Here is a 12,379-nt window from a genome sequence, read left to right on the forward strand (position 1 = left end):
ATGTCTTCGAAAGCGAATCAATTCTTCTGATCGCTGTGGAAATATTTATATCATTGTGGAAAATGGTAAGTGAATTGTTAGGGTAAACCCTAACAATGTGTTGAAAATAATTTAATATACTTACACCAAATATTACGGTATGAAAACAAACAAGATTAGAGTGGTTTTGTCGTTAAATAATATCGGGGCAATGAAGAGAATTGATTCCCTTTTGCTTCAAAAATCACATAACGGATTGTCTAGTAATTATCCAAAAATTTGGAGATTGTCAGGAGGACCTAATGATGAAACAATAAGAACAGGAGATACTGAATGCACTCAAGGGGGAACTGATTGTACTGATGACCAATTAGTAACGGATACTTTCTCTGACAGTGTAGAGACTGACCTTGGAAAAGATAACTGTGTTGTCTCTACTGAGACTATATCTGGAGTACAAAAAAGACATTTTTGAGAAAGACTAAATACTTTCACTATTCAATGTTAAATACAATAAAGATTTTCATCGTTTGTGTTGCTTTTTTTTCTGTGATGTTATTTGAAGTAAATATATTTTCACAAAATAAAAGTTATGCAGTTATCTATGATACTATAAATGTCTATCTATCTGACTCAAATTATAATGATGCTAAAAGAAGATTTGAATTGCTTTTAAAAGAAGATATTGTTGATCCTGCAGAACGCCTGTTATTTTCTCGGCGAGCATTAGAGTTTGACGATGTAAATTATTTTAAGGCAGAATCGATTATTCTGATGCGTGATTTTGGTTGGCATTATTCGTATCAGGACACACTAATTGAAGGCACTAATACCGAACAGATAAAAAAACATGGATTGGTCAAATGGCTAGTTAAAAAATCTGAGATATATTATCCAGAATGGATAAAGAAAAATCCCACTGGATATTTGGTACAGGAAGAGGTAGAAAAAATTCTCGCAATGGATCATACTAGAATCTTCTTTTATCACATTTTATATGGCACTGCAGTTTACGACTCAACGACAACTAAATGCGTTCAAACCGAATTAGACAACTTAGATTATTCAAATATTCTTGCAATAGTTTCAATATGCCAGAAGTATGGCCTTCCAAATAATTTTGAACATGGATACAATACATACTACCAAATTACATTATTAATGCTTCATTCTATGTCACATGAAGTGAATATTAAGAGAGTTTGGTCAGTGCTTTTTCCGTTTCTTGAACGTGCATATTTTGATGGTAAAATTTCCTACACATTTTTTTATCTTTATGATACATGCCTTTTTAAAGCTACTGGATATCAATATTATGGAACAATGAATATTGAGATTCCAATCATTGATTCAGATAATGTTTATGAACGCAAAAAAAAGTACTCTCTATGATTCTTATAATATCAAATCCAGATGACCATTCGACTAATGAAGTTGTCATTGACCCGGAAATTGTTGATGTTAGCTATTTTCTGCCCCATCCATAGTATCCCTAATCTCACTTCCACAAATTTCAACAAGCCCAATGTTACCACCAACTGCCCCCCCAAATTCCCACATACTCAAAAAAATTTCTATCTTTCCGATGAAGTTGATTGAATAGATCATTGAAATATTCTTTCATTAGACACCCAAACTAAAACCTAAACCTATGAAAAAGATTTTTTACGTAACGAGTCTGCTTGCGTTGACAGCATGCGGCGGATACACCGATGAGCAAGCCAAAGCGGCTGATGAATTTTGCACTTGCATGGATAAAGAAGGTGATTTTGATATACTGTTTTATGAATGTGATTTGGAAATTATGACCAAATACAAACCTGAAACATTTGCTGATGAAGGTTGGAGTTTGGCATTAGAAGAGAAATGTCCTTCAGTTGCCGGTAAATTGGCTGAGCAGGAATAGTCAGGTCAACATACTTGCCTGAAAATTTCTTACATAGTAATTAAAAACAAGGCAAGTCCTAAAATCAAGGTAACACCCACCAAACCTTTGGTCATGTTATAGGCATTCCACCTGAAATTGGTGAAATAAAAGAAAAACATATTAGGTATCAGACAAAAAATGAGAATGTCTTGTTGCTGTTCACCGCGAAGTGTATATTCCCAGTATCCGGTAAAATCTATGTCAGTGCCTCTGGTTTTAACAAAAAAGGAAACGATATAACCCAGTATAGGTAAAATCAATCCTGCAAGTATTCCGTTGATGGTTTTGTCGTACTTTTCCATAATTAGAAGTTCCATTCGTTGAGTTGAGAAATGAGGTGATGCGCAGTCATGTCAAATTGAGTAGGCACAATGGATACAAATTTATGTTCTAATGCCCACATATCAGTGTCTTCTCCTTTATCACTGGTTTCAAATTTTCCGGTAAGCCAATAATACTCGTTGCCTGAAGGGTCTTTGCGTTTATCAAAAGAATCTTCCCAAAACGCGCGGCCTTGCCGGCATATTTTCATTCCGTTGATTTGCTCAGGTTTTCCTTTTGGAATATTCACATTGAGGCAAACACCGGTTTGTAATTTGTTTTTAATAACGCCTTGTGCAATGCGGGTAGCGAAATCTTGCGCCGCAGTGAAATCTGCATCAGCAGCATGATCCAAGATTGAAAAACCAATAGAAGGAATACCTTCAATAGCCCCTTCAACAGCGGCAGACATGGTGCCTGAATACAATACATTGGTTGATGCATTAGCTCCATGATTAATGCCAGAAACCAAGAGGTCAGGTCTTCTTTTTAAAATTTCATAGATAGCCAGCTTCACGCAATCAACCGGTGTGCCTGAGCAAGTGTATGATGAAATACCTTCAAACTGATTTGATTTTGCCAACCTCAAAGGTGAATGAATAGTGATTGCATGTCCCATTCCGCTTTGCGGACTATCCGGTGCAACCACCAGAATATCACCCAAAGGACGCATGGCTTCTACCAAACTTGCAATTCCTTTGGCGCTGATGCTGTCATCATTGGTGATGAGTATAAGTGGTTTTTCTGACTTCATATCTTGCACAAATTTGCCAATAATACTGATTGTTCAGTCATTTTATTGGCATCATTTTTTAGCATGGGGTGGTTGACAATTTTCTGCAAGCCTGTTAACAGCTCAGCTTACAAAAAATATCTGCTACAAAACGTAAATACTGCAACATGAAAAAGTAACAAAGAATTAATCTCGGACACGTAGGGACGCGTAGGGACAGGTCGCGACCTGTCCCTACGCGTCCCTACGCGTCCATACGTGCTACACTTTGATTCAGAAATAAATGATATTATTTTTTGACAAGATAAAGCAGCACACCATGGTATGGTATCGCCAATTCTCCTTCTCCTGTTTCTGCTATTCCGTAAAGATTTTCGTTGTCGGTTTTATGCACGTAAAACTGGCTTGGCATATCAGGTTCAGGTGCTTTAATTTCACGACCAAACACACGGAAAATATAATCATCACGAAAGATTTTTTCTATTTGATAAATTTCAAATGTGAAGGGATCAATGGATGAACCTGTAATGCTGGTGTTTGAGATAATAACATCTGTACCAATCAACGCATTTAATTCTTCTTTTGGAAGTGTATTCAAACTTAAAACAGCATATCCACTAATGGTGTACGTGCCTGATATGTCTGAAATGAAATCAATTTTTTGCGGTGCCTGATCTACTTTTACATCCACTTTTTTTACCGGACTGGTCTTTCTAACTACTACCGTGTCTGCCTGTTGTGCTATTACACTGCTGAATAAAAACAATGTGGCAAGCATGAAATACGTTTTCATAATAGGTGTTTTTTCGTTTAAGATTTTGCCTGAGTAATATGAATTGACTCAGAACTATCAGCTAACATTATCCCATTTTCATGCCAGATATCAAATAACCCTGAATTCGATTGAATAAGAAATCTAGTTGACCCGTATTTGGTTAAATAAAGTTAAGTTTGAAATAATCTAAAAGGTGTTAAGTTATTTTTGGTTAATAAAAGTAAAAGTCAGTGTTGAGCAGAAACCGGATTAAAATAGTAATTGTACTGATGTCACTAGCCGTTCTGGGGCTTTTCTTTCTGCAATACGGATGGATCAATAACGTGCATGAATTAACTGAGCAAAAATTTGGTGAAGATGTGAAAGTTGCTCTCAACAAAACTGCGCTTGACCTTGAAACGTATGAAATGATTCAATTGGCAAATCCTGAAGCAATTGATGAAGGTCTTGAAGGTTCGCTGGATGATTTTGTGCGAAGTGAATTTGGGGCTGTCATTCAATCACAGGAATCTATTGCCGTGCGTGATACAATCATTTTTAAAGATGGTGCCAAAACCCGCTTCTTACTTGTTCAAGGAAATTTGATTGACACAGCTACCGGTTTAAAAGCAGAACACAGAGTTATCACCAAAGATTTGCGAGGTATTACGCCGGCTGAAATTGATAACTCTACTTTAGGTTTAGATAGTGATACCAATTCTTTTGCCATACAATGGAATGAATCTTTTGCAAAACAAATCAATAAAAAAACCTACTACTTAAATTATTTGATTGAACGCATGTTTACTACTAATCCGGTAGATGATATTGCACTCAGATTAAATTTAGTTTTGCTTGATTCGCTGCTCGCTTATCATTTAAATGAAAATAAAATTGATACCAGTTTCAGGTTTAATATCATAAGTACTCAAGGTCGTGAAGTACGTTTTAAAACCGGCAGCAAACATTTTGACAATTCGCTTAAACAAAGTGAACATACTACCTTGCTATATCCTAATGACGTGATTCCGGGTGAATATTTATTGCTAGTAAAATTTCCCGGACAACAGTTTTTAGTGTGGAAAGAAATGACAGGTACCTTGCTTGCCTCCTTGGCATTGGTAATTATTGTGATGTTAGCATTTTATTTTGCGGTGAACACTATCTTCAGACAAAAACAATTATCTGAAATTAAAAATGATTTCATCAGTAATATGACCCATGAACTGAAAACGCCAATTGCTACAATTTCTCTGGCATGTGAGGCAGTGCGTGATCCTGATTTGCAAAATGACCGTGATACCTTGAATAGTTTTATTGGCATGATTGATCAGGAAAATAAACGACTGGGCAAATTGGTTGAAAATGTATTGCAAACTGCTTTGATTGATAAAGGCAGATTAAAATTGAATTTAGAAGAATGTTCAGTAGATGATTTGCTCAAACAAGTGGTAGAGTCCTTCCGCATTCGTTATCATGATAAAGGGGGAGAGATTTCAATTGACAAAGCAGATATTATTGTATGGAGAATAGACAAAATGCATTTTGCCAATGTGATTTATAATTTGCTTGACAATTCATTGAAGTATTGTGAAGAACAACCACATGTTCACATTTCTCTTGAAAAAAAATCAGGCGGATTTTCATTGGTAGTTGAAGACAATGGAATTGGAATAAAAAAAGAAGATCAGAAAAGAATTTTTGAAAAACTCTATCGGGTACCAACGGGCGATATTCACAACGTCAAGGGATTTGGACTTGGATTGAGTTATGTTTTTTCAATAGTAAAACTGCACAACGGAACAATAGATCTCAAAAGTGCTTTAGGAAAAGGTTCAACTTTTAAAATAACGGTAAGTCATGAGTGAAAAAGTAAAAATATTATTGGCAGAAGATGATACCAGTTTGGGAACTGTATTGTCAAGTTATCTCAAAGCAAAATCATTTGATGTAACCCTGTGTGTTGATGGTGAAATAGCCCTGAAACGCTTTAAGGAGCAGTTGTATGATTTTATTATTCTGGATGTCATGATGCCGGCAAAAGACGGTTTTACCGTGGCTAAAGAAATACGAAAAGTAGACCAGGAAATTCCTATTCTTTTTCTCACTGCCCGATCAATGAAAGAAGATAAACTCACAGGTTTTGAAGCGGGAGGTGATGATTATTTGACCAAACCTTTCGCAATGGAAGAGTTGCTTGCTCGCATAAACGCCATTTTAAAAAGGGCATATAAAGAAGGAAAAAAAGAAACCAGTTTTCAAGTAGCTGATGTTACCTATGACTACCTGCAACAAACCATTGACGTTGGCGGACAGAAAACTAAATTGACTACCAAAGAGAATGAACTGTTTTACCTGCTGGTTAAAAATCAGGAAGAAGTGCTTGATAGAAATGAAGCACTGAAACATGTTTGGGGTGATGACAACTATTTCAACGGAAGAAGTATGGATGTATACATTACCAAACTGCGAAAATATCTCAGCGCCTCTACCCAGGTTGAAATCATGAATGTTCACGGCAAGGGTTTTCGCCTATTAGTGAAAAAGCAGGGATGATTTTTTTTCTGCAATAATTAAATTTTTTATTTCACGCTGACACTTGGTTGTTCAATCAGCATTAGCTTTGCATCATCATGATCACAACCAACCATACACACGTGGCTCATCTAGCTGAAATCTGTTATCAGCATGGTTTGCGTCATGTTGTTGTTTCACCCGGTTCACGCAACGCACCACTCATCATTGCTTTTGATGAACATCCCGGAATAAAAATATGGCTGATACATGACGAACGCAGCGCAGCTTTTTTTGCATTGGGAATGATTGATGCCACCGGCCAACCTGTTGCTGTTACATGTACTTCAGGCAGTGCGCCTTTAAATTATGCTCCGGCAATTGCTGAGGCATATTATAGACGCAAGCCCTTGCTTGTACTTACTGCTGATAGACCGGTAGCATTGGTTGATCAAGGTGACGGACAAACCATCAGACAAAAAAATGTCTTTGCCAATTATATTAAAGCCGGTTTTGAATTGCCTGATTTTAGTATTCAATCTAACCTCTGTTTGTCTGATAAAATAGTGAATGATGCCTTTCATGTATTGATTGAAAATCCATCAGGTCCGGTGCATATAAACATTCCATTGAATGAACCACTTTATGGTAGGGCTGAGTTGACAACAAAACCTGAAGTAGAATTATTATCATCTTCAGAAAAACAATTGAGTCAGCAAGAAAAAAATATCATTGAAAAAATTTGGATGACATCAGAGAGAAAACTCATTCTGATTGGTCAGTTAGATGCTGATGCTGCATTGCTGCGTGAACTTCTGCCTTTGATCAATGATGCCTCTGTTGCCATACTTGTTGAAAATACATCTAATCTATATCATTTTTCAAAAATTGTACATTGCATTGACCGCACGCTGGCATTGATTTCAGAAGATGAGGCAATCAAATTTTCACCTGATTTGCTAATCACTTGTGGCGGTGCTGTGATCTCAAAAAAAATAAAAGCCTTTCTCAGAAAAAATAAACCGGCAGCTACCTGGCGTGTGGGTGAATATCTTTTTGAAGAAGATACCTTTCAATCGCTCACGCAATCATTTGATGTGAATGAAAAGTCTTTTTTCAATTATGTTGCGTCAATTGACTATCTCCCGCAATCAAATTATGGTGATCATTGGAAACAAAAAGATTTTTTAGCACGTGAACAACATGATGTTTTTCTTGCGCAAGCTGCTTATTCTGACTTTACGGTTTTCAAACAAATAGTTGATCGCTTGCCTGAAAATGTTACCCTGCACATGGCTAATTCTTCTGTGGTGAGATATTGTCAACTCTTTGATCCGGCTCAGGATATCAGGTATTATGCTAATCGCGGGGTGAGTGGTATTGATGGTTCAACAAGCACTGCCCTTGGTTTTGCAGTTACTGATTCTACTCGGTTGAATGTTTTAATTACCGGAGACATTTCTTTTTTATATGATTCTAATGCCCTCTGGAATAAATATCTGCCGAGCAATTTGAAAATCATTGTCATTAATAATGGTGGTGGTGGAATATTTAAAATTCTGGATGGTCCTACTGAAACTCCTCAAGCTGACTATTTTTTCTCACCGTACGAAGCTGATTTGAAATCTCTTTGTCAAGCATTTATAATAAAATTTCACACAGCATCTGATATTACCGGTTTTGACAAAGCATTACAAACCGCATTTCTAGATGAGTATAACACCCTGTGTTTAATTGAGGTTAAAACGTTTAGTCAGAAAAATGAGGATGTCTTGAAAAACTATTTTAGTTTCTTGCGTCAGGTATCCCGTACATGATGTAAACCAACTTTTTCTTACCTTTATCCGTAACTATAGTATCCAAGAATCAATCAGGCTATCATTTTGGTGCAAAACAAAATCGTATCCTGACAACTAATGAAAAGAGAGACATGAAAAAATCTTTACTTCTTTTATCATGCGGCTTGAGCTTTATTGCGCAAAGCCAAATGACCATGAATTCTTCAACAACCTTTGGTGCTGGCTGTGATTGCTACTCCTTGACAAATGGCACGACAAATGACAAAGGAGCTATTTGGAGTCCTGCCCCAATTGATTTGACACAACCATTTGACATGACCTTTTTTGTTTATGCAGGGAATGCAGATGGTGAGGCAGACGGTATGGCATTCGTGCTTCAGCAAAATGCAACCGGTATTGGAGATGTTGGTTACACGCTAGGTTATCGTGATGTTTCACCTTTTTCAAGTCCTCCAATCTCTGCAAAATCATTGGCTATTGAAGTAGACGTATGGCATAGTAACCCAACGGTTGCAACAGATGTTTTGTCTGATCACATTGGAATGTCAATGAACAACAGTGTTGAACATAATATTGTTGCACCTATTGCCTTGCCAAATATTGAAGATGGTGGATACCATTCGTTCAGAGTTTTGTGGGATCCAACTTTGCAGGTGATTTCTGTTTTCTTTGACGGTTCATTTATTTTTGCGCAAAACTATGATATCATCAATACCGTTTTCACCGGAAACCCATCTGTATATTGGGGATGGACTGGTGCAACCGGTGGTGTTCTAGGTACTCACCGTGTGTGTATGTATCGTGATGCAGATTTTAGTTCTGATATCACTTCTGTTTGTCCTGATTTTCCGGTGACATTTACTGATGCTTCAACCAGTGATTTAAATGATATTTCTGACTATATGTGGGATTTTGGTGACGGTTCTCCGGTTGATTTTTCACAGAATCCTTCTCACGTGTATACCACACCCGGAACATACACAGCAAAACTTTATATGACTGATATTTCAGGATGTAATGATAGTGCTGAAGTGGTGATAACTGTTTTACCTGATTTAATTATAGATGTGGTTGGAACCGATGTCAATTGTTTTGGAGACAGCAATGGCGTAGCAACGGCAACTCCACAAAACGGAACCGGTCCATACACGTATGCATGGGATGATCCTGATTTGCAAACCACGGCAACAGCAATTGATCTGCCACCAAATACTTACAACGTAAACGTTACTGATAATTTAGGTTGTGAAGGTACCGGAAACATCACCATTGGAGAACCACTTGAACTGATGGTTGTAATGCATTCGTCTAATGTATTGTGTCATGATTCTGCCAACGCTGAAATTACAGCAGTTGTTATCAATGGGGTTGCTCCGTTTACTTATTTGTGGGATGATCCACTGGCGCAGACAACAGTTGAAGCTGACAGCCTTGCACCTGGTACTTACATTGTAACCGTTACGGATGCTTCAGGATGTTCTGACACAGCCTCTGCTTCTGTTACTGAGCCGGCAGCCATTGTAATCACCGGTGTCACGACGTATGATAATGGTACTTCAAACGGTTCTATTGATGCTTCAATTAATGGCGGAACTATGCCTTACGTAAGCACCATTTGGAGCAATGCCGCCACTACTGAAGACATCAGTGGTCTTGCCTCAGGCAACTATACAATCACGGTTACTGATGATAATGGATGTACTAAAGACACAACCTTCAGCATTAAATCAAGTGTTGGAATTCCTGAATTGATTGATGGAGGTTTTGAAATATATCCAAATCCTTCAAGTGGACTTGTACAAGTGAAAGGCAACGGTAATTATTTGATTCAAGTAACTGATGTTTCAGGAAAAATTATTCTGGTTCAATCAGCAAATACAACTGCTACACTAGATTTGAATGAGATGTCAAAAGGGGTATACTTCGTAAATATTGAACAAAACGGACAACGGTATACTTCACGACTTGTCTTGCAATAGAAAAAAGATTTCAAAAAAAAAATGCCGGCTGATGTCGGCATTTTTTTTTTATTTTGTTCTCGAGTATGCCGCATAATTAAAAAACCAATGAGTACAATCGTAGCTAAACCATCCGCAATTCTTCAAGTTGAAAGATTTGAAAAACATCATTGGGTAAAATTAATTGTCTTGCTGATTTTACTTCTGGATATCCACCTTCCATTCGCACAATCGTTTAATTTTTCTAACCGGTGGGAATGTTTAGGGCCAATGGATAAACCTGAATCACCTAACAATATCAACGCTTGTGGCATTGGGCCTGTTGAGTTTATAAGAGTGTTTCAGTCTGACTCAAAATATTTATTGGCGGGTTCTATTTCAGGTGGATTATTTTTTAGTGAAGATAGGGGAGAGAACTGGATAAATTCCGGTTCAGATGATTGGAATTATTCCGGTTGCGGCTGGGCAGATTTTCATCCAACAGATCATCAAACTTGGTTTGCCTGGTCAAATTTTTCAGATAATAATGGTAAGCCGGGTAAGATAGGAAAACAAGGCGGCATTCTGCGCACTCGCAATTCAGGTACAAGTTGGGAATTTATCACATCTGCCTCATTAGCAAATACCGGATCTGAAAATATGGATGTTTATGGTTTCAGGTTTTTACCCGCTGACCCTTCGGTCATGTTTGTGCTTTCAGATGAAGGATTATTTGTGACCCCAAATTGTCTTGCAGAAAATATTGTTTGGAAAAAAATAAATACCGCGCAAGGTTATATATATGATATGGATTTTGTCAATTCTCAAATTTGGATCAGCTTAGAAAAAGACAAGAAATGGAAATTAATTCAATATGATTATCAGACTGAAAAAATTATTGCGGTTGATGCAATCAACATTCAGACTGATGAAAAACGAAGCATCACCATTGAGCCTATTGAAAATGATTTACTTGTTTTGATTGATTATGCCAAACTTAGTAATGATCAGCTTTATCGTTATTTTATTGATGAAGATAGTTTAGCACTTATATCAACATCGCAACAAGTGAATTTTGGTCACGGTCATACTTTTGCTGCAAATCCACACAACAAAAATGAAGTGATGGTTGGACATTCTGTACATATTAAAAAGTATAATCTGAAAACAGGAAAAGAAATAAAAACTGGTTCAGGTTATCATGTAGATATTGAGTTTGTGAGTTACGACCCCTTAGATTCTAATCGTATATACATTGCGTGTCATGGGGGTGTGTATGTTTCAGATGATAAAGGAATAACATGGAATAGTAGAAGCAATGGTTTGGCAGTTGCAGAGGTGATGGGACTTGATGTTTCAGAATCAGATCCTCAGCAAATTGTGATTGGAACTTTTCATGACGGTTCATCTGTGCGGGCTGATTTTGACAAAAATGAAAATTATGTGTGGAGAAATGTCAATGGTGGAGACGCACTCACTCCATTGATTCATCCTGATAATGCAGGCATCGTGTATACATCAACCCAATACTCAGGAGGTGGTTTGTATTATTCTGCTGACACTGCTTCCAATCTATTAAACATGCACACAGCAAACGGAATGGGTACACCGGGTTGGGAGCTTTCTGCTGTGATGTATCCTGCTGATTTCAACACGCTTTTTTTTAACTATACCAGAAAAGATATCGACTCAAAAGGAAATATTGATGTTGCCAGAACTTCACAGCCATCTGAGAAAAAATCAGCAGAACAGATTTCTGATTTTAAGAAATCACATAATCTAAATTCGTACAAAGTGTATGGCTTATTTAATAATGCGTTTTTTCCTGATCATTTGTACGCTTATGTTTTGCATTATGACCAGGATGAAAATGGAAATAAAATCACGCGGCATAGGCTTTATCGTACAACGCAGGTTATGGATAGCGCTGCAGTTGTTATTCAATCATGGTATGAGTTAAATTTACCTGTGAATGCCTGGTTGGGTGATGTTGAATGTCATCCGCAAGACGCAGATTGTTTGTACATCTCATACGTGAATTCTGAATCAGATGGAAAACTGGTTTACTGTGTCAAGTACAATAAAAAACAGCATTGGATAAAAAGAATCACGGATGTGTCTCAAAACATTCCGCCTACTCTTGCTGGACGATTCAATATGATTACACGAATCAATGAAGAAGGGAATCCTGAATTATTTATAGCAACCCGTTCAGGAGTTTTTTATGCTAACGAAAAATGCATGAAAGGCAAAGCGAATTGGCAAAAAATTGGCGAAGGTCTGCCGCATTGCAAAATCTATGGATTACATTTTCATGAAAAAACAAAGCAATTAACGGTCGGACTTTTTGGTCGTGGTGTATGGCGATATCAACTCTGAACCATTGGTTGGTAGATGCATTATTGCCATGAAATG

Annotated in this window: 11 protein-coding genes; 8 read left to right on the top strand and 3 right to left on the bottom strand. The window is 37.2% G+C overall.

Going from position 1 to position 12,379, the window contains the following annotated elements; genetic code table 11:
* Nucleotides 1-139 precede the first annotated feature (139 nt).
* From IPH66_05385 to IPH66_05395, 3 genes are all read left to right on the top strand, one after another.
* Nucleotides 140-454, top strand: a complete 315-nt coding sequence (locus IPH66_05385) for a hypothetical protein (protein MBK7128786.1) — start codon at nt 140-142, stop codon at nt 452-454.
* A 26-nt stretch (nt 455-480) separates the two neighbouring features.
* Nucleotides 481-1,371, top strand: coding sequence for a hypothetical protein (locus tag IPH66_05390; protein MBK7128787.1), 891 nt, complete (start codon nt 481-483; stop codon nt 1,369-1,371).
* A 259-nt stretch (nt 1,372-1,630) separates the two neighbouring features.
* Nucleotides 1,631-1,885 (top strand): hypothetical protein, encoded by a 255-nt coding sequence (locus IPH66_05395; protein MBK7128788.1) that lies wholly within the window; start codon nt 1,631-1,633, stop codon nt 1,883-1,885.
* A 29-nt stretch (nt 1,886-1,914) separates the two neighbouring features.
* Here IPH66_05395 and IPH66_05400 read toward each other — a convergent pair whose 3' ends face one another.
* The 3 genes from IPH66_05400 to IPH66_05410 all read right to left on the bottom strand — a co-directional run bounded on the left by IPH66_05400 (nt 1,915) and on the right by IPH66_05410 (nt 3,753).
* Nucleotides 1,915-2,208, bottom strand: a complete 294-nt coding sequence (locus IPH66_05400) for a hypothetical protein (GenBank protein ID MBK7128789.1) — start codon at nt 2,206-2,208, stop codon at nt 1,915-1,917.
* A gap of 2 nt (nt 2,209-2,210) precedes the next feature.
* Nucleotides 2,211-2,981 (bottom strand): 5'/3'-nucleotidase SurE, encoded by a 771-nt coding sequence (surE, locus tag IPH66_05405; GenBank protein ID MBK7128790.1) that lies wholly within the window; start codon nt 2,979-2,981, stop codon nt 2,211-2,213.
* Nucleotides 2,982-3,249: 268 nt separating this feature from the next.
* Nucleotides 3,250-3,753, bottom strand: a complete 504-nt coding sequence (locus tag IPH66_05410) for a hypothetical protein (protein MBK7128791.1) — start codon at nt 3,751-3,753, stop codon at nt 3,250-3,252.
* A gap of 251 nt (nt 3,754-4,004) precedes the next feature.
* Between IPH66_05410 and IPH66_05415 the strand changes: the two genes are divergently transcribed.
* The 5 genes from IPH66_05415 to IPH66_05435 all read left to right on the top strand — a co-directional run bounded on the left by IPH66_05415 (nt 4,005) and on the right by IPH66_05435 (nt 12,343).
* On the top strand, nt 4,005-5,582 hold the full coding sequence (locus IPH66_05415) for a HAMP domain-containing histidine kinase (GenBank protein MBK7128792.1): 1,578 nt from the start codon (nt 4,005-4,007) through the stop codon (nt 5,580-5,582).
* Nucleotides 5,575-6,270, top strand: coding sequence for a response regulator transcription factor (locus IPH66_05420; GenBank protein ID MBK7128793.1), 696 nt, complete (start codon nt 5,575-5,577; stop codon nt 6,268-6,270). Before IPH66_05415 ends, IPH66_05420 begins: the two co-directional genes overlap by 8 nt.
* A gap of 101 nt (nt 6,271-6,371) precedes the next feature.
* Entirely contained in the window at nt 6,372-8,045 is a 1,674-nt protein-coding gene (menD, locus tag IPH66_05425; GenBank protein ID MBK7128794.1) for a 2-succinyl-5-enolpyruvyl-6-hydroxy-3-cyclohexene-1-carboxylic-acid synthase, read from the top strand.
* Between the two features lie 113 nt (nt 8,046-8,158).
* The gene (locus tag IPH66_05430; GenBank protein ID MBK7128795.1) at nt 8,159-10,006 is read left to right on the top strand and encodes a T9SS type A sorting domain-containing protein; all 1,848 of its coding nucleotides are present in this window, start codon (nt 8,159-8,161) and stop codon (nt 10,004-10,006) included.
* Between the two features lie 87 nt (nt 10,007-10,093).
* Nucleotides 10,094-12,343 (top strand): hypothetical protein, encoded by a 2,250-nt coding sequence (locus IPH66_05435; GenBank protein ID MBK7128796.1) that lies wholly within the window; start codon nt 10,094-10,096, stop codon nt 12,341-12,343.
* The last annotated feature ends 36 nt before the right edge of the window (nt 12,344-12,379 follow it).

Source organism: Crocinitomicaceae bacterium (assembly GCA_016708105.1).
Lineage (GTDB): Bacteria > Bacteroidota > Bacteroidia > Flavobacteriales_D > Crocinitomicaceae > JADJGJ01.

Bases quoted from the DNA above. Each gene is read 5' to 3' on its own strand.
- IPH66_05390 (MBK7128787.1), top strand. From the start codon at position 481: ATGTTAAATACAATAAAGATTTTCATCGTTTGTGTTGCTTTTTTTTCT.
- IPH66_05430 (MBK7128795.1), top strand. From the start codon at position 8,159: ATGAAAAAATCTTTACTTCTTTTATCATGCGGCTTGAGCTTTATTGCG.
- IPH66_05385 (MBK7128786.1), top strand. From the start codon at position 140: ATGAAAACAAACAAGATTAGAGTGGTTTTGTCGTTAAATAATATCGGG.
- IPH66_05400 (MBK7128789.1), bottom strand. From the start codon at position 2,208: ATGGAAAAGTACGACAAAACCATCAACGGAATACTTGCAGGATTGATT.
- IPH66_05410 (MBK7128791.1), bottom strand. From the start codon at position 3,753: ATGAAAACGTATTTCATGCTTGCCACATTGTTTTTATTCAGCAGTGTA.
- IPH66_05435 (MBK7128796.1), top strand. From the start codon at position 10,094: ATGAGTACAATCGTAGCTAAACCATCCGCAATTCTTCAAGTTGAAAGA.
- IPH66_05395 (MBK7128788.1), top strand. From the start codon at position 1,631: ATGAAAAAGATTTTTTACGTAACGAGTCTGCTTGCGTTGACAGCATGC.
- IPH66_05420 (MBK7128793.1), top strand. From the start codon at position 5,575: ATGAGTGAAAAAGTAAAAATATTATTGGCAGAAGATGATACCAGTTTG.
- surE (MBK7128790.1), bottom strand. From the start codon at position 2,981: ATGAAGTCAGAAAAACCACTTATACTCATCACCAATGATGACAGCATC.
- IPH66_05415 (MBK7128792.1), top strand. From the start codon at position 4,005: ATGTCACTAGCCGTTCTGGGGCTTTTCTTTCTGCAATACGGATGGATC.